This window comes from Sorangiineae bacterium MSr11367 (genome assembly GCA_037157805.1).
Classification (GTDB): Bacteria; Myxococcota_A; Polyangia; order Polyangiales; family Polyangiaceae; genus Pendulispora; species Pendulispora rubella.
In genome coordinates this window covers 1,287,784-1,305,791 of the sequence record CP089983.1, presented here as the reverse complement: position 1 = coordinate 1,305,791, position 18,008 = coordinate 1,287,784, and the positions used below count along the sequence as shown (strand labels likewise).

General features: G+C 62.7%; 11 protein-coding genes. 8 read left to right on the top strand and 3 right to left on the bottom strand.

The window, feature by feature from the left end; translation table 11 throughout:
* Nucleotides 1-25: 25 nt before the first annotated feature.
* The 5 genes from LVJ94_05640 (at nucleotide 26) to LVJ94_05620 (ending at nucleotide 13,225) form a co-directional block, all read left to right on the top strand.
* On the top strand, nucleotides 26-7,807 hold the full coding sequence (locus LVJ94_05640) for an amino acid adenylation domain-containing protein (GenBank protein WXB06715.1): 7,782 nt from the start codon (nucleotides 26-28) through the stop codon (nucleotides 7,805-7,807).
* The gene (locus LVJ94_05635) at nucleotides 7,804-9,570 is read left to right on the top strand and encodes a carbamoyltransferase (GenBank protein WXB06714.1); all 1,767 of its coding nucleotides are present in this window, start codon (nucleotides 7,804-7,806) and stop codon (nucleotides 9,568-9,570) included. Before LVJ94_05640 ends, LVJ94_05635 begins: the two co-directional genes overlap by 4 nt.
* Before the next feature lie 12 nt (nucleotides 9,571-9,582).
* Complete coding sequence (locus tag LVJ94_05630; protein ID WXB06713.1) at nucleotides 9,583-11,652, top strand: hypothetical protein; 2,070 nt, start codon at nucleotides 9,583-9,585, stop codon at nucleotides 11,650-11,652.
* 142 nt (nucleotides 11,653-11,794) lie between these two features.
* The gene (locus tag LVJ94_05625) at nucleotides 11,795-12,247 is read left to right on the top strand and encodes a DUF2892 domain-containing protein (GenBank protein ID WXB06712.1); all 453 of its coding nucleotides are present in this window, start codon (nucleotides 11,795-11,797) and stop codon (nucleotides 12,245-12,247) included.
* Nucleotides 12,248-12,334: 87 nt separating this feature from the next.
* Nucleotides 12,335-13,225: an SDR family oxidoreductase gene (locus LVJ94_05620; GenBank protein WXB06711.1), complete on the top strand. Its 891-nt coding sequence runs from the start codon at nucleotides 12,335-12,337 to the stop codon at nucleotides 13,223-13,225.
* A gap of 6 nt (nucleotides 13,226-13,231) precedes the next feature.
* On the opposite strand, the gene LVJ94_05615 is transcribed toward LVJ94_05620, so the two are convergent.
* The 3 genes from LVJ94_05615 to LVJ94_05605 form a co-directional block, all read right to left on the bottom strand.
* Entirely contained in the window at nucleotides 13,232-14,335 is a 1,104-nt protein-coding gene (locus tag LVJ94_05615) for an NAD(P)H-dependent oxidoreductase (GenBank protein WXB06710.1), read from the bottom strand.
* 299 nt (nucleotides 14,336-14,634) lie between these two features.
* Nucleotides 14,635-14,850, bottom strand: a complete 216-nt coding sequence (locus LVJ94_05610; protein WXB06709.1) for a hypothetical protein — start codon at nucleotides 14,848-14,850, stop codon at nucleotides 14,635-14,637.
* Nucleotides 14,851-14,935: 85 nt separating this feature from the next.
* Nucleotides 14,936-15,340, bottom strand: coding sequence for a low affinity iron permease family protein (locus LVJ94_05605; protein ID WXB06708.1), 405 nt, complete (start codon nucleotides 15,338-15,340; stop codon nucleotides 14,936-14,938).
* A gap of 180 nt (nucleotides 15,341-15,520) precedes the next feature.
* Here LVJ94_05605 and LVJ94_05600 point away from each other — a divergent pair, with 180 nt between their 5' ends.
* The 3 genes from LVJ94_05600 to LVJ94_05590 all read left to right on the top strand — a co-directional run bounded on the left by LVJ94_05600 (nucleotide 15,521) and on the right by LVJ94_05590 (nucleotide 17,995).
* Complete coding sequence (locus LVJ94_05600; GenBank protein ID WXB06707.1) at nucleotides 15,521-16,288, top strand: exodeoxyribonuclease III; 768 nt, start codon at nucleotides 15,521-15,523, stop codon at nucleotides 16,286-16,288.
* A gap of 346 nt (nucleotides 16,289-16,634) precedes the next feature.
* Nucleotides 16,635-16,994: a response regulator gene (locus LVJ94_05595; GenBank protein ID WXB06706.1), complete on the top strand. Its 360-nt coding sequence runs from the start codon at nucleotides 16,635-16,637 to the stop codon at nucleotides 16,992-16,994.
* A 491-nt stretch (nucleotides 16,995-17,485) separates the two neighbouring features.
* On the top strand, nucleotides 17,486-17,995 hold the full coding sequence (locus LVJ94_05590) for a DUF4385 domain-containing protein (protein WXB06705.1): 510 nt from the start codon (nucleotides 17,486-17,488) through the stop codon (nucleotides 17,993-17,995).
* Nucleotides 17,996-18,008 lie beyond the last annotated feature (13 nt).

The window sequence follows — 18,008 nt, the reverse complement described above, 5'->3', positions numbered from 1 at the left end:
CTGCTAGCGTGTCGAACAATTGAAGATGGCCGATGACCGACAGGCTCTTAAAGAGCGAATTGCGGCACTCTCCCCCGACAAACGACGAGCGCTGCTCGAGCAACTGAAAGAGAAAAGCACAAAGCCGGTCAAAACCGTCATTTCGCGCCGAGGGCCCGACGAGCCAAGCGTCTCGTATGCGCAAGAGCGCTTTTGGTTCATCGATCAAATCGCGCCGGGAAGTCCGCTTTATCATATCAAGGCAGCGGCCGCGATTCATGGCCCGCTCGACGTCGAGGCGTTGCATGGCGCTTTGGCGCGCATTGTCGTGCGCCACGAGAACCTCCGCTGCACCTTCCGCAATGTCGGCGGAAAACCCGTCGCCGCGTTTTGCCGCGAAGTCGTCATTCCCTTCGCGCATGAAAGTCTCGAATCGCTGCCCGCAACCGGGCGCACCCTTGCTGCGGCCGCGCGTCTGGCGGAAGAAGCGCGGCGGCCATTCGATCTCGCGGGCGGGCCACTCGTTCGCGCGCTCGTGGTGACGCTCGCGCCGGACGAGCATCGACTTCTCGTCACGCTTCATCACATCGTCTCCGATGGGTGGTCCGCGGCGGTACTGCTCAACGAGCTGGTCGTCGGCTACGAAAGTGCGGTCGCACGGAAACCGCTGCATCTGCCACCGCTCGCGATCCAATATGCCGATTTTGCGGCTTGGCAACGGCGCACGCTTTCACCCGCCCGCATCCAGGAACTGCTCGCGCACTGGACGGCCAGGCTCGCCGGGGCATCGTTCCACATGCCGCTCCCTTTCGATCGCAGCGCCCCCAAAGAGCGGCGGTTTCAGGGTAAGACGATTCTGCGCGAACTGCCCGGCCCTCTGCTTCCGGCGCTTCGCGCCATGGCGGCAAGGGCGCAGACGACGCTCTTCAATATGCTGCTAGCCGGATTCAAAGCGATGTTGTTTCGCGTTACCGGCGCGGACGATGTCGTGGTCGGTACGGCCGCCGCGGCGCGCGATCACCTGGAGCTCGAGCCGCTCATCGGCTGCTTCGTGAACCTTCTCGTCTTGCGCACGGACCTTCGCGACAATCCGACGTTCCTCGAGCTCGTTCAACGGACCGCGCAAACGTTGGCGCAAGCTTTCGAGCATCAGGACCTGCCCTTCGAGCGCCTCGTGGAGGCCCTTGGCTCGGGCGCCGGCAACGCCAGTTCGCAGCTGTTCAACGTCGCATTCATCTTCGACAATAGCCCGCTGAACGCTACGACCCTGGGCGATCTCTCGCTTTCACCAATCCATGTCGACGATGGAATGGCGACCGTCGACCTCAGCATCTCGGTCGGCGAAAGCCGCGACGGCCTGCGTCTTGCGACCGAATTCGATACGGACCGCTTCGATCAGGAGACCGTCGAAGCACTGATGGACGCGTACGTGTCCGTCCTCGAGTCGGCCGTGCGCGCGCCAAACCACGCGGTGAGCACCCTACCGCTCACCGGCCGTTCGACGCATGCCTTTGCCCCGTCGGTTTCCGTTTGCCCTTTCGCGGCCGCCGAGAACATCGTCGATCTCTGGCGACGGCAAGCCATGCGTTCGCCCGATGCCATCGCCGCCTCCTCGCGGACGGAGACGCTGACGTACGCCGAGTTTTGCCGCCGCGGCGACGAGCTTTCCGTGAGCCTCCGCGAAGCCGGAATCGGGGCGGAGTCCGTCGTCGGGCTGGCCATCGAGCGCGGCCCCGACCTCGCCATCGCGCTCTGGGGCGTCCTTCGAGCGGGCGCCATCGCGCTCCCGCTCGACCTCTCCTTACCGCAGGAGCGCATCGACTTCATGCTGGCGGATTCCCGCGCCTGTTGCGTCTTGCGCGGCCCGACCCCGCCGCCCGAGACCGAGCTTCGCGTCGAGGAACGGGGCAGAACACGCGCCAACGCGGCCTACGTCATCTACACCTCGGGCTCCACGGGTCAGCCGAAAGGCGTCGTCGTCTCGCACGCGGCGCTCCTCAACCACGCACAGGCCATCGCCGAGACCTACGCGCTCTCGTCCGCCGATCGTGTTCTGCAGCAAGCGACCCCGATCTTCGACGTTGCGCTGGAGGAGATGGTTCCCAGTTGGGCCGCCGGGGCACGTGTCGTCTTCCGCGATGAGGACACGCTCTCCGATCTCGACACGTTTCTGCGCTTCGTCCGGCGCGAGCGCCTCACGGTGCTCAACGTGCCTACGGCATTCTGGAATGGATGGGTCGACACGGCACACGAGGGCCGCCTCCGCGTCCCTGCCACGGTGCGGCTGGTCATCATCGGCGGCGAAGCAGCAGCCCCCGAGCGGGTTGCCACCTGGTGTCGCCATGGCCGCGTCCCTTTGATCAATGCGTACGGCCCCACGGAGGCGACCATCACGTCGCTGCTGCATCGCTTCGAGCCGGGAGCGTGGGACGGCGCCGAGGTGCCCATCGGTCATGCGATCGCCAATGTGCGCGCTTACGTGCTCGACGCCGAGCAGAAACCGGTTCCGCGAACGGTCATCGGTGAGCTTTGCATCGCGGGCGAAGCCGTTGCGCGCGGCTACCTCGGGCGCCCCGCCCTCACGGCGGAGCGGTTCCTCGCCGATCCGTTCGTGCCCGGCGACCGAATGTATCGCACCGGAGATCGCGTTCGCCAGCTCGCAAACGGGGCCTTCACATTTCTCGGGCGCATCGACGAGCAGCTGAAGGTCCGCGGATATCGAATCGAACCCGCGGAGATCGAGCGCGCGTTGCGCGAGCACCCCCGAATCGCGGAGGCGGTCGTCCTCGGCCGAAAGACACCGGCGGGACACAGCGCGCTGATCGCCTACGTGGTTGCACGCGATGCCCCTCCGCCCTCGCCCGAGGAGCTCCGCGCTCACCTCGAACGCTACCTGCCCAAGGCGCTCGTCCCGTCGGCCTTCGTCGGGCTGCCGAATCTCCCATTGACCCCCGCGGGCAAGTTGGATCGACGCGCGCTACCCGCGCCTTTACTGGGCCCGAGCGCAGCATCCGAGCTCACCGCGCAGCCGCTTTCTCGGGTCGAGCGCATCTTGTCTCAAGCCTTTCGCGAGGTACTTGGCGTCCCCCACGTCGGGCCCGGCGACAACTTTTTCGATCTCGGGGGGGACTCCATCCAGGCGATGCAGGTGGTCTCCCACGCACGAGCCAGAGGCGTCCGGCTCAGAGCGCGGCACATCACCGAGCATCCCACCTTGCGCGAGCTGTCGTCGGCCATCGAGCGCAGCGAAATCATCGATGCGCAATCCACCGAGGGGCAAGGACCCGCGCCGCTCTTCCCCATTCAGCAGTGGTTCTTCGAACAGCACTTCGCGGACGCGCATCACTGGAACATGTCCGTCCTTCTCGGCGTCCGCGCGGGCATTCGCCCTGCGGAGATCGAGCTGGCGCTCGACGCCATCTGCGGGAACCACCCCGCACTCCGAACGCGGTTCATCCCGCGCGACGGTCAGTGGCACGCCGAGATTGCCTCCGATGTGCACGTTCCGCTCGCCGTCCACCCCCTTGCCGAAGGTGAGCTCGATCGGATTGCCGGCGATGTGCACGCGTCGCTCGATCTCCAACGCGGTCCGCTCCTTGCGGCGGCTTTCTTGCACGCGGGTGAGGATCGCGACGGCGAGCTCCTTCTCGTCGCGCACCACTTGATCATCGATGCCGTCTCCTGGCGCATTCTGGTCGAAGACCTGGAGCTCGTCCTCGAGCAGCTCCTCGAGGGCGACACACTCGACTTGCCCGCCCGCAGCACGACGGTGGGCCGATACGCACGCTGGCTGAAGGACGCGTCCGAGAGCGGTGTCCTGGAGACGGATCTCTGGGATGACCCCAAGGACGGCGCCCCCCCGCAGCCGCTACCTCGCGATCCCGGCACACCGGCCGGCGTGAACGATGTGGCCTCTGCGCGCGTCGTGGCGGTCAAGTTGACGCCGAACGAGACGCACGAGTTCTCGAAGGAGCTCCCCAAGGCTCTTCGCGCGCGGCCAGACGAATTGTTGCTCGCAGCGCTCCTCACTGCACTCCAGACATGGCTCGGTCGCGCCTCGCATTGGATCGACATGGAGAGCCACGGTCGCGAAGAGCTCTTCGACGACGCCGATTTCTCGCGCACGGTGGGCTGGCTCACCAGCCTCTTCCCGGTCCATTTCGAGCTCACTGGCGAGGACCGCCTCGACACGGTCAAGAACCAGCTCCGACGCGTCCCGCACCGCGGCGTGGCCTTCGGCGCCGCAAGGTACCTCGCAGGCCGCCGCGTTCACCCCGAGCGCGCGCCCGACGTGAGCTTCAACTACCTCGGCACCCTGGATGCTGGCCTCTCGCTCGAAGGCGGCCTTTTGCGGATGAAGGCCGAATCCGTCGGCCCGCTCTATTCGGTGAAAGGGCACCGACACCACGTGCTCGAGGTCGAGGGGCTCGTCTTGAACGGGGAGCTCACCGTCTCCTTTACCTTCAGCGAGAATTTGCATGCACGCTCGACCATCGAACGCGTGGCGGCAGATTTTCTCGACGCCCTGCGCGCGCTCCTCGCTCAAGGTCGAACCGCCGCAACAGCGCGGTGCACCCCCTCCGAATATCCGTTGGCGAACATTCCACCACGCTCCTTGGACATCCTCGTCGAGGAGCATGGCGCCCCCGAGGATCTCTATCCGCTGACCCCTCTTCAACAAGGGATGCTCTTTCACACGCTTCAGAACCCCGAGGCGAGCGAGTACCTCGAGCAGATCAGCTGCTCGATGCACGAAGCCATCGATCCGTCCCGGATGCGCGACGCCTTCCGGCGCGTGGTGAGCCGTCACGGGGTTCTACGGACGTCCTTCGCTTGGAAGAATTTGCAGACGCCGCTGCACGTCGTCCATGCCCAGTTCGATCCACCGTGGGAGTACGATGATCTCGGTGCGCTGGATTCGGCCGAACAGGAGGCGGTGATCGAGCGGCACGTTCGTCGTGAACAGAAGCGCGGGTTCGTGCTCGACCAGGCGCCGCCGCTGCGCCTGTTTCTCTTTCGGCTGGGGCCCGAGCAGTATCACCTGCTCGTGAGCTACCACCATCTCTTGCTCGACGGATGGTCGGTGCCGCTGCTCCTCGACGAGCTCGATGCCTGCTACCGCGCCACGGCGCCATCCGCGACTCCTTCGGGCGCTGCATTTCGCGATTTCTTGAGACTCCTCGGCCGTCGCGATCTCCACGCGCGCGAAGCCTTCTGGAAGGCGAACCTCGCGGGCTACACCACCCCCACCGCCGTACCCGGCGACCTCGGTGCGGGCGGCTCGGGGCATTACGACGAGCACACGCTCCACGTCTCGGAATCCGAAACGACGGGCCTCGACGAGCTGGCTCGGCGGCTTCGGGTCACCTCGAGCGCGATCGTTCAGGCCGCATTCGCCGTGCTCCTGGCCCGCTACGGCGATCGCGACGACGTGATCTTCGGCACGGTCGTTTCGGGACGCCCGCCGGATCTCGCCGACGTCGAAAACATCCTCGGCAATTTCTTGGCGACCGTTCCCCTGCGCGTCGACCTCTCTCGCCATCGTCGGGTCGACGAGCTGATTCGCGACGTCCATCGATCGATGGCCGAGGTTCAAGAACGAGCCGAGCTCCCACTCGTACGCATCCAACGGCTAAGCGAGATACCCAGGGATGCGCGTCTCTTCGAGAGCATCTTGGTCGTCGATTCCTATCCGGGCGGCGACGCATCGCTCGCCAACAAGGGCGGCGGCCGTTGGAAGGCGGCCGTTCGTTCGCGGCAGGCCACGGGCTACCCTCTCCATCTGCTGGTGGTACCGGGCCACGCGCTCGAAATCCGCTTCACCTTCCAGACGAACCGAATCCAGCTTGCAAGCGTGGAGCGGCTTGCACGTCAAATGGCGGCACTCCTCGGCAAAATGTGCGCGCGCTCGAGCGGCCTGCTTTCGGAGCTCGATCTGCTCGACGAAGGCGAGCGCCAACGGCTCCTCGTGGCATGGAACGAAACCTCGCGTGCCTACCCGCGCGAACGAACCGTCATCGACCTTTTCCTCGAGCAAGTGCAGCACACACCCGAGGTGGCGGCACTTAGTTGGCCCGGCGGAAGCCTCACGTACCGCGAACTCGGCGAACGCACGCGGAAGCTCGCGAGCTCCCTCGCGGGGCTCGGTCCCGATGCGGTGGTCGCGCTCCTCGACGAGCGAGGACCGGATCTGCTCGCCGCCATCCTCGGCGTGTTCCGAGCGGGTTGCGCCTACCTGCCTCTCGATCCGCAGCACCCGCCTGCGCGCAAGGAGCAGATCCTATCCGTCGCCAAGCCGCGCGCCGCGATCGTGGGCGCTCGATATCGCGCACCACTCGCGGACGTGGGCGTCACGTTCGATGTGGTCGTCGACATGAACGCCGACGACCGGCCCGCGCCCCTAGGCACGCCGTCCGGTCCGGGCTCTCTCGCGTACGTCATTTTCACCTCCGGCTCGACGGGCATTCCCAAAGGTGCCATGGTCGAGCACCGTGGGATGCTCAATCATCTCTACGCCAAGATCGCCGATCTCGGACTGACCGCGGCCGACGTCGTCGCCCAGACCGCCTCGCAGTGCTTCGATATTTCCGTGTGGCAGTTTCTGGTCGCTCTGTTGACGGGAGGACGCACGCACGTTCTGCCTGACGACGTCGCACACGATCCCGAAAAGCTTCTCGATGCCGTCGAACGGGACGGCGTGACCATCCTCGAGGTCGTACCCTCGATGCTGCACGCGCTGCTCGACATCGTCGTGCGACGCGGTCCCCGCAAGCCTCTACTCGGTAAGCTGCGGTGGGTCGTGGCCACCGGCGAAGCACTTCCGCCCGATCTGTGCCGCCGCTGGTTCGAAACGTATCCGCACATCCCATTGATGAACGCCTACGGCCCGACGGAGTGCAGCGACGACGTCGCACACTACGCCATGACGTCGGCCCCCGCGGGCGCGAACACCCCCATCGGGTTTCCCATCCAGAACACGCGTCTGTACGTGATGAGCCGAAACGGCCGCCTCTTGCCAGAAGGGATCGCGGGCGAGCTCTGGGTCGGAGGCGAAGGCGTGGGGCGCGGCTACATCGCGGATCCTTCGCGCACGGCCGAAGTCTTCGTGCCCGATCCTTTCGCGGACACCCCTGGCGCGCGACTTTACCGCACCGGAGATCTCGCTCGCTGGCTCCCCGACGGGAGCATCGAATTTCTCGGGCGCATCGATCATCAGGTCAAAATTCGCGGCTTCCGAATCGAGCTGGGCGAGATCGAACTTGCCTTGCGTGTGCAGCCTGGGATCGCCGACGCCGTGGTCGTCGCCCGGGAAGACGTCCCCGGGAACAAGCAGCTCGTCGCATACCTCGTGGCGCAGCAAAAAACGGAGATCGACACGGGCGCCGTGGAGCGGGCCCTGCGTGCGAAGCTCCCCGAGTATATGGTGCCGCCTTCCCTGATCACCTTGGAAGCCCTCCCGCGGACCCCCAATGGGAAACTCGATCGCCGCGCCCTTCCCGCCCCTTCCGCGCCTTCGGCCCAGGTCGATTTCATCGCCCCGCGAACGGCCGTCGAAGAGGGCTTATCGCAAATCTGGTGTGAGGTTTTGAGCCTCGAGCGGGTCAGCGCCACCGACGATTTCTTCAGCGTCGGAGGTCATTCGCTCCTCGCCACCCAAGTCGCATCTCGTATTCGTGAGATGTACGATATCGATCTCCCCCTCGCTCGTCTGTTCCATGCGACGACACTCGAGGCGCTCGCGCTCGAGATCGAGGAGGCCGTGCAGCGTGACATCGACGCTCTTACCGACGAAGAGGTCGAGCGTCACCTTGGAAGGGATTACCCATGAATGTCCTCGGCATCTCGAGCTTTTACCATGACTCGGCGGTGTGCCTTCTGCGCGATGGCGCGCTGATCTGCGGAATCGAGGAGGAGAAACTCTCGCGTGTCAAACACGACAAGCGTTTCCCCATCCTTGCGCTTCGCTTTTGTCTGGATCGCGCCAAGATCGACATCCAGGACATCGACGTCGTCGCCTTCTACGAAAATCCCGAGAAGAAAATGTCGCGTCAAATCTGGATGGGCCTTCGCGAAGGCGCCTCTCCGGAGATGAGAAAGAAGATGTTGCGGGGCTTAGATCCTGGGCGGGAACTGCGCCACATCCGCGAGGTCGCGGGCTACGATGGGCCGGTCGACTTCGTCGATCATCATCAAGCCCACGCCGCGAGCAGCTACTTCTTTTCCGGATTCTCCGAGTCCGCCATCATGACATTCGACGGCGTCGGCGAGTGGGCAACTGCGACCTACGGTTACGCGAAAGACCATGCGATCGATCTCTTCGAAGAAGTCCACTTTCCCCACTCCATCGGCCTTCTCTACAGCACGGTAACCTCGTATTTGGGATTCGACGTCAATGACGGCGAATACAAGGTCATGGGGCTCGCCCCTTATGGTACTCCCCGTTATGTCGACCGGATCCAGGATCTGGTGAGCCTGGGGGAAGGCGGCCAATTCAGACTGAACCTCGAGTACTTCGATTTTCTGGACGGCGAGCAGATGTACTCGCAGCGCTTCGTCGACCACTTCGGACGCAGCGCGCGAACTCCGGAGTCCGAGCTGGAAGAATTCCACAACGATATGGCTCGCAGCCTCCAAGTGGTTTTGGAAGACATTCTTCTCCAGAAAGCCAAATACGTTCACCAGCGAACGGGCTCGGATCATTTGTGTATGGCGGGTGGTGTCGCGCTCAACTGCGTCGCCAATGCGCACGTCCTGCGCAAAGGCCCGTTCCGAGAACTCTTCGTCCAGCCCGCGGCCAGCGATGCAGGCGGCGCCCTCGGCGCGGCAGCGCTGGTCCATGCGCGACGAACCGGCGCCCGCCCCACCGGCGAGCGCATGAAGGAAATCTATCTCGGACCGTCTTCCAGCACGAGTGAGATTGCCGTACTTCTGCGCTCGACGGGACTTCGTGCTCTCGATTTCACGTCGAACCTCGATGCGCTCTTGAACGCGGTGGTGGATCGGCTCGTCGCCGGCAAGGTGATTGGATGGTTCAGCGGCCCCACGGAGTTCGGTCCACGCGCGCTGGGAGCCCGATCCATCCTGGGCGACCCACGCGATCCCGAGATGCGCGACCGCATCAACGCGCTGGTCAAGATGAGGGAAGCCTTTCGGCCTTTCGCGCCCGCCGTTCTGGAGAACGAGGCGGCTCGACATTTCGATATCAATCATCCCTCCCCGTTCATGCTGGAAACCTGCCAGGTCATCTCCAAGCTCGAGCTGCCGGCGGTCACGCACGTCGACGGGTCGGCCAGGGTGCAAACGGTCGACCTCGGGCAGGGCGGTCGCTTTGCCCAGCTGCTCCAGCGTTTCAACGAGCGAACACAGTGTCCAATCCTTCTCAACACCTCGTTCAACGTGCGGGGAGAGCCGATCGTGTGCTCGCCGGAGGATGCCCTCTTGTGTTTCGCCCGTTCCAGGATCGACGCCCTGGTGCTCGAAGACTTCGTCATCGACCGAGACGTTCTGCCGCCTCATTGGGAACTTGCGGCCGAACACATTCCCATCAAACGTGGCCGCGCGGTTTCCCACAAAGTTTACGAAATGTTCTAGGAGGAGGCTTCCGTGGCCGACCATCTCAAATCCGTTGCATTGCGCGCAGCAAGTCTTTTGGCCGAAGGCGGTGATCGAGGGCTGGCCCTCGCGGCGCAGTTAGGACTTTTCCGAGAAGAGGCCGACGCCATGGGAGGGGTCGAGTCGGGATCTGGCGATCGAATCGGCATCTGGGAACCGGTTACGCAAGACGGAGGCAACGGGGTTTCCTACGTACGGCTCCCAACGTCGTCGACTTCCGGAGGTGAGCGACAGCGCTGGGCAGACGTCGCGATCATTCCGCCGAAGAGCAAGAAGCGCCGCGTCGTTCTCCTGGGCGAGTCGGTCGCACGCGGATTCTTCTTCGATCCGCACTACACGCCGGCCAAGGTTCTCGAAACCATCCTTCAGCGCCACACGCCAGAAGGCGCCGAGGTGATCGATCTGGCGGCCAACGATCTCGTGGCGGCGGAACTCTTGACGCTGGCATCGCGGATCGGTGATCTCGAACCCGATGCGGTCGTGATCTTCGCCGGCAACAATTGGGCGGCCAGCGCGCTCTCGCTCACGGCGGAAAATACCGTCGGGCGACAGGTGGCCGCCGCCGTCTTGCGCGAAGAAGGCATCGCGGGGCTCCGGGCCTTCGTCGAAAAAGATTTCGCCGACGTCATCGAACGCAATATGGGGATGCTTCCCCTGCTCGCGGAAATGCTCGATGCTCCAATCACCGTTTTGGTCCCCGAGTTCAATCTGGGGGACTGGAGCAACCATTCGAGCAGCGCCGCCCCCTGGCTCACCGGCGATCGTAACCAGCAATGGTGGTCTCGGCACAATGCAGCAATCGCCGCATTCCACGCAAAGAACTTCGACGCTGCCGCATCCGCCGCTCGCGACCTGACGGACCTCGATGGCGGCACGACCCACAATGGGTGGGAAATACTCGGACACGCGCTCGAAGAGATGGGACGCCCCGAAGAAGCGCGGAGCTTCCTGGAGAAAGCTCGCGACGCGCGCCTCTGGGATACGTTCAACCTGTCGCCGCGTTGTTACGCTTCGATTCAAGAGAAGCTGAGGCAGGTCCAGGGCGACCGCGTGACCGTGGTCGATCTCCCGCAGGTGTTTCGTCAATGGACGCACTGCGAGATCCCCGATCGACGCATCTTCATGGACTATTGCCACTTGAGCGCCGAGGGGATCCGCGTCGCCATGGCAAAGACTGCCCAGGCATTGCTTCCCAGCGACGCAGCCGCCCCCTCCCTGGAGGCCATTCTTGCCGATCCGGAGCTCCGCGTCGATCCCGACGTCGAAGGCATGGCACACTTGGCGGCCGCCGTGCACAACGCGCACTGGGGCCAGGAGCGAGAGCTCCTCGAGTACCACCTGACGAGGGCGGCTGCCCTTTCGCAAGGGACATGCGACGCGATGAGTGCCTATCTCGCCATGCAGGGACGACGAGCGCCTCCCTTCATGACCGAGGCGGCCGCCGTTCTCGGGAAGCGCGAGCTGCTCTCGCACTTCCTGCTTCGCTACAACTCGGCTCGCCTCCTCGACGAACTCTTGCTCGACACGATGGCAGAGTCCCTCGCCGCCGCGGGAACCAAGCTCGCGGTTTCACTCGACGAGATCCGCGCCGCAGAGTGGGGCGTGCTACCTGGCCAAGAGCTCGACTTGCTGGCGATGGATCGTCAACCTTCGCGCGCGGAACGCGCTTGGCCTTCGGAAGAGCGGGGCTTCTATCGGGCCTATACACCATCGTCTCGATTCGCCATCCCCATCGGGCACACCCATGACGCGTTGCTCACGATCACGTGGCGACGGCCGCCATTCTCCGCGGACGACACCACGTGCACGTTGCAAATCGATGGCAACGATCTCGGTGAATATCGGCTCCAGCGAACCTGGAGCACTGTAAAGGTGAAGATTCCTCGCGCTCACGCAAAGCCCAAAAATGGTATCCGTTCACTCGTCTTCCATTTTTCCGTCGGCCGCTGGAACGGAGACGACGCCATCGCTTCGCTCGCAACGGAGCTGGAGGCGGGCCGCATCGGGGACTTCAGTCCCGCCTTCGCAGATATCCGATCGTTGCGAGCATCCATCGAATGACCTTGGCTCGCACGTCTCGACGAACCATGGCGCCTCAAAGAGCAGAACTGCCACACGCATTTTCCCAGGAGCTCGGGCTGCTCGGCTCCCGGCCACCGCGCAGGCGTCGCCCTTGCAACGGGGCATATGCGAGGAGACAGCCATGCAAACCATGCCGGAAAACCGACTCGATGAGCCCGCAGACCGCGTGCGCGCACACACGGCGCCTACGGTCAACCGCCAGCTCGACCGACTGACCCAAGCGAACATCGATGCATCCATTCGCGGAGGACGTGACGCCGTCATCCGCCGCATCGCCGAGCTCGATCACGAGTGGGACATCGACCGCGCCATGATGGCCAACTTCGCAATTGCAGGCGGGAGCGTGCTCGCCGTCGGGATCGTGCGTTATACGAGAAAGCCTTTCCTGCAACCGCGGCGCAAAGGGCTGCTCTATTTCTTCGGTGCCCAGCTGGGCTTCCTACTCCTCCACGCCGTGGCAGGTTGGTGTCCTCCGGCGTCGCTTTTCCGGCGGCTGGGGTTTCGCACCAAGGCCGAGATCGAAAACGAGAAGTCCATTCTGGTACGAGCCTCGAGCAATCCCGAGGCAACGTGAGTTGCGGACCAAAAGGCTCCCGCCGGCTTTTCAAATGGTACGAAACTCCAGCAAGGTAGGCGGCACCGTTCTTGATACGTCCAGGCAATGAGTCAACCTTCCACGAGCAAAGATCCGCGTACACAAGAGAAGAAGCCGCCATTTCACGAGGGGAAGCAGCCGCCGCCGGGCCACGAGTTTGAAATGAAAGCAAAGCCCGATTACGGCGAGGACTCCTATAAAGGGCACGGAAGACTCAATGGCCGTACCGCGCTCGTCACGGGGGGCGACAGCGGAATCGGCAGAGCCGTCGCCCTCGCCTTTGCTCGCGAGGGGGCCGATATCGCAATCACCTATCTGTCCGAGCATGAGGACGCCGCCGAGACGAGGCGGGTCGTCGAGGAAGCCGGGAGAAAGGCTGTACTGATTCCGTGCGACCTGACGATCCCCAATGACGGGGCGCGAGTCGTTGATGAAACCGTAAAAGCTTTCGGGCGAATCGATATCCTGGTGAACAACGCGGCGTTTCAGGGCGAAGCCGTCGAATCATTCGAGGAGCTCGATGCCGAGCGTGTCGAGCGCGCCTTTCGAGTAAACATCCTGGCGATGTTCGACTTCGTTCGTCGCGCGCTCCCGCATATGAAGCCTGGATCGGCGATCATCAATACCGCGTCCATTCAGGCGTACAAGCCGACTGGCGGAATCTTGGATTATGCCGCAACGAAGGGCGCGATCGTGACGTTCACCAAGGGATTGGCTGGAGATCTCATAAAAAGGGGCATTCGCGTCAACGCCGTGGCGCCTGGACCGGTGTGGACTCCGCTCATCGTGCAATCCTTCGATGAAGAGAAGATCTCGAACTTTGGAAAAGATTCTCCCATGGGCCGTCCCGCCCAGCCGGCCGAACTCGCGCCACCGTTCGTCTTCTTGGCATGTGATGAATCGCGCTACGTGAATGGCGAGGTTCTCGGTGTTACCGGAGGAAAACCCCTTCCCTGAAGCGTGTCACTTGGGACGAGGCTGGCGGAGGCCCGCGGTCGGTGAGTGAACCTTTCCGTCGCGGAGCAAGCGGACGGTTTTGCCGACCGCGCGGGCAGCATTTCGCGTTTCTTCTTGGATGCCGAAGTCTTTATCCAAAGTATCGTGGCTGGTTGCATAGGGCTCGTAATACCCAATCATGCGATCCAGTTGAGACATCGAGCCAGATTCGACGAGGCCCATCCAGGAGAGCCAATCCGTGAGCGCGCGGCGCGTTGACTCGGTGCCGGCCACGTCGCCGTGGACGATGACACCGAACGCGCGCCCCGCCAGATGCTTCGGGTAGGGCCAGCCGTCGAGTTCGAGTTCCTTCGCCTTCTCGGGATTTTTCCCGGAGGTGGTGGTCGGATCGGGATTGCCGCCATCGGCGCACACCAGCCGATCAATCATGCTTTTTAGCCCGCCCGGGGATTGATACCAATATACCGGTGTGACGATCAAGACGCCATGCGCACGCGTCCATTGCTCGTATATCTCGTTCATCCGATCGTTGACCTGGCCGAGAGAATGGTTCGGATAGCAGGAGCATGGCCAGTGGCAGAGGGGCATGGCCGTCGAGACACAGCCCTTGCACGGATGAATGTGCCGCTCGTATTCGGAGGCCAAAAGGCTCAAATCCAGCAGATCGACCTCGCAATGCTCCTCGTCACGCAACGTGCTGCCCGCGATCTCACCGAGTCGAAATGTTTTCGAGGCTTCGCTCGGGCAGGTACCGTCATTGCGGCCGCCACCGAGAATGACCAAGATGCGCGACGGAAGGTCCGTTCGCTTTCGCTCGGCCTCGGCCTTCGCGAGGCGCGCGCGCGTTTCGAGCCACTCCACCGAGAGTTCGTAGGTTGAATCGGCAAACTCTGGCCCCGCTGGCCGCGTGTGAGGCGCCTTTCGTCCCTCGCGGTACGCGTCCAGCGCGATCGCGCAAAGCCGATCGATGGCGCTCCGCTCACCGTCGAAGGCAGCATCGTCGAACCGCGCATGGAACCTCCGACGAAATTCTTCGTCGGTGAGTTTCGGAGGCGCTTGACCACGCCGAACTCCAGGGATGGATTTGGCTTGATTCTTCGAAAGTCCCATGAGCGCAGCGCCATTCCTTAAAGAAGAACGGCATCATGCAGGGCGGGCCCGGGGGGGGAGAGCCATCCTTGCGTGATGCCGTCTCGCTCTAGAGCGAACACCATGCCAGACGTCGACGCACGTGCGACGAGGCGTGAAGATCGACGATATTGCAACGCCGAGGCTAGCGCGGGACCACGGGCTTCCGAGCTGCGTGTGGCACTTCTGCTTTTTGGGGCGCTATTGTTCTTCGAGGGCGCATGAGCACTGCACACAACTCAACACGGTATCCCCCACACCGTACTTCGCCACGTCGGCCGCTATTGCTGTAGGAATGAGGCCAATTCGTTTGCCAACACTTCGGGCGCTTCCTCCGCCATGTGATGTCCGCAGTCGATGCCGCGGCCGGCACGACGGTCTTCGGTCTCGTGGGCGCGATCGATGCCGATGCCTGCGCGGTAGTCCTCCAGCATCCCGTGGACCGTCGATGGATCGAGAATAGCGTCCCGATAGTCGGCGTAATTCTCCTCGCCCATGGTATCGGCTGAACCGCCATACCATAGCGCACCCTCAGTGCCGCTTCGGGCAGCTTGATAGTCTCCAAAGTGAAACCTTCGAACATCATTGCTCGTTGCCTTCAGGGTGGCTCGATCGGCTCTCGCGAACGTGGTTCACGCGTTCGCGGAGCCCTTCGAATTCGACTTGTAGTCGTTTCAACTCGTCGTCACTCAAGTCTTCCAAAGCCAGCATTCCGTTGCGCGCGCGCGCATTGCAACGAATGAGCTCATCGAGCTTCAAATGAATGGCTTTTGCGTCTCGATTTTGGGTATTCTGAATCAGAAAGACCATTAAAAATGTGACGATGGTCGTCCCGGTGTTGATCACGAGCTGCCAGGTATCGGAAAAATGAAATAGCGGACCGGTCACCGCCCACACGGCGATGGTAGCGACCGCGATGAAAAAGGCCGTCGACGTGCCCGCCCCTTCTGCGGTTGCGTGCGCGAATTTTCGAAAGCGCTCTTCCATGTAAGCAGAAGTCTGCAAAATCCGAGCACTCGACCTTACACGATGGAAAGGATCCCGCGCCGGACCGGACAGGGAGGACCTCGAGGGCCGGGATGAACTACGAGTCGGTGCTAAAATCGCGACGTGCGCATCGTCTCATGGAACGTTGAAAACCTTGCTTCACGTCTTGCCAATCTGCCGATGATCCTCGCGCAACTCGACGCCCCCGAAATCCTATGCCTTCAGGAAACAAGGATACGTACACGCGATTCGGAGGATGTCGCGAGCATGCAAGCAGCCATCCCCGGATACCGTTGCCACTTCTCGCTAAACCGTGATGCACGCAACGTGACGTATCGTGGCGGTCGCGCCTACGGCGTCGCCACCTACGTCCGCGAATCGCTCGGGCCGGCAACGATGGAGGTTCCCGAATGGGATCTCGAAGGGAGAGTCGTCCTTACGCATTTGCGCGGCTGCGTCGTTGGAAACATCTACGCCGTCAATGGCAGTGACAAGCCATACTTCGACCACGAACGGGGGATGTTGAGTGGTGATCGCCATGCCTTCAAACGAAGGTTTCAGGAGCGCGTGATCCATCGTGCGCGCGAGCTACGCGCCTCTGCCCCAGTTATCTTGGCCGGTGATTGGAACGTCTCTCCGACCAAGCTCGACACATATCCGCGTTTGCGAACGGCGGAACCTCATGTGAAGGCGCGGACCGCACTTGCGGACCTTTTGGCGCGGAGCGGGATGGTGGATATCTACAGGCAGCTTCATCCCGAGGAACGTCGCTACACTTGGTTCAGTCGCCGCGCTCGGCTTGGTCAGCTCGATGCGGCACGCGTGGATTACATTCTTGTCTCCGAGGACCTCGTCTCACGGGTACGTTCGGCAACGATTCTCGACGACCCTCGATATCGAGCCGGTAGCGATCATGCGCCGACCGTGCTCGAGCTGTCGTTGACGTAAATGCATGATGCGAGGGCTGCCTGCGTGAGCCGCGCTGTTCCGTGAGATTTGCCGCTCTCGTTGCGCCTTAGCTGTGGCCCCGCTGACCCAAATCGTCAATTTTGACCCACGGGAACGCCCTGACCCGCCGCCCTTCTTGCGGAAAATCCGTCGCTTCCCCTTTCTTCAAGAATGGCGCCACTCCTGCAATAGGAGCGAAGGAACAACAATCCAAACAGGGGGAGCCATGGATACTCGGTTTTTGAGCGGCGCACCGGCGCTTCGATCCCCAGCGGCATGCAATCCGTCGCTTGATGCGAGTGCGTCCGAACCTCCGTATCCGCTACGCGGGATACACATTCTCGTGGTGGACGATGACGAGGACAATCGCACAGCCCTTCGAGAGCTGCTCGAAGACAGCGGTTCGCGGATTACGACGGCCGCGAACGTGTCCGACGCACTCGCGAAATTCGAACGTGAAGTGCCAGACGTTCTTTTGTCTGACATAGGAATGCCGGGCGATGACGGACTCGAATTGATCCGTCGCGTGCGAGCCCGGTCGAAGCGCGAAGGCGGCGATGTGCCCGCAGCCGCGCTGACGGGGCGCGTGCGGGGTGAAGACCGTCGCGCCGCCTTGCGGGCCGGATTCATGAGACACGTCTCGAAGCCGGTTGACCCCAATGAGTTGATCGAGATTGTCTCCGCGCTCGCCCGCCTCGCGGCGTGACGATACGAACGGCACTCTGTCGCGTGATGTCGAACTAAAACATGCAAATTGCTTCAGAGATTCTCGCCAAGAGGATTGCGTAGGGCTAACGAGGCGGCCATGCTCATGCCGCGGTGCAACGCTGGGGCGAAAGGGTCACTCAGCGATGCTTGTGGCTCTGATAGCCTGCTTTGGCATGCTGTTCGGAGCTTTCGCCCCGTTGCCCGTGATGGCGACCTCTCTGACACTGCTGGCACGGGCGATGCTTATTTGCCGTGCATGAGTACCCAGCCACGACAACATGACCCGAAGGAAGATGCGGCAAAGCACGAGATCGTGAAAAAGCCCGGCAAGGACGACGTGCACGAACAACGCGAGCCCGACCAGCAGCGACCGGGGACGGTCCATCTGCCGCCGGAAACCGCCGGCGGACAATCCGGAAGTCGCGCATCGCGACCCACCAAGAGATAGCTGGACACTGTGCGTGACGCCCTGGTGCGTCTTAGACGACCATGATGAGGCGCCCTCGATTCGATTATTCACTGGACTTCGCGAACATCGACTTTCGACAGCGCCGCGATCTCTATCGTGTAGGCAAAGGAGAGCAGGGTGTGCTGCTCGTTCAGCCCTACAAGGACGAGATTCTGCCTTATTGGTGCTTCAAAGACGTGGCAGCGGCGACGAAGTCGTCTACCAAAATTTATCGTATGTTTCTCGCTTACCTTCGAGCCGACGACTTTCCCGGCGCGGATATGGCGCGCAAGTTCCTTCAAATGGGGTGGACCCGAGCACGCCGCTACGCGAATCATGAAGGCGGCCGAAAGTACGACGCCAGGTCGGGCGAGTTGCTGCCTCGAGTCGTCAACGAGGAAAAAGCCAAAGCCGCGGCGATCTTTTACGAGCGCTACGTCGCGGCCCGCAAGCATCCGCGTTATTTGCGGATGAAAGCCGTGCACGAGGGTGGGATCTCGCGCGGTCATGGCGATGGCGTGACCGAGGCGTCTCGCTCGAAGAGCACATGACCTGCCCTCCAAG

Coding starts and splice junctions, on each gene's coding strand:
- LVJ94_05640 (WXB06715.1), top strand. CDS start 26: ATGGCCGATGACCGACAGGCTCTTAAAGAGCGAATTGCGGCACTCTCC.
- LVJ94_05600 (WXB06707.1), top strand. CDS start 15,521: ATGATCCTCGCGCAACTCGACGCCCCCGAAATCCTATGCCTTCAGGAA.
- LVJ94_05590 (WXB06705.1), top strand. CDS start 17,486: ATGATGAGGCGCCCTCGATTCGATTATTCACTGGACTTCGCGAACATC.
- LVJ94_05620 (WXB06711.1), top strand. CDS start 12,335: ATGAGTCAACCTTCCACGAGCAAAGATCCGCGTACACAAGAGAAGAAG.
- LVJ94_05615 (WXB06710.1), bottom strand. CDS start 14,335: ATGGGACTTTCGAAGAATCAAGCCAAATCCATCCCTGGAGTTCGGCGT.
- LVJ94_05605 (WXB06708.1), bottom strand. CDS start 15,340: ATGGAAGAGCGCTTTCGAAAATTCGCGCACGCAACCGCAGAAGGGGCG.
- LVJ94_05635 (WXB06714.1), top strand. CDS start 7,804: ATGAATGTCCTCGGCATCTCGAGCTTTTACCATGACTCGGCGGTGTGC.
- LVJ94_05610 (WXB06709.1), bottom strand. CDS start 14,850: ATGGGCGAGGAGAATTACGCCGACTATCGGGACGCTATTCTCGATCCA.
- LVJ94_05625 (WXB06712.1), top strand. CDS start 11,795: ATGCAAACCATGCCGGAAAACCGACTCGATGAGCCCGCAGACCGCGTG.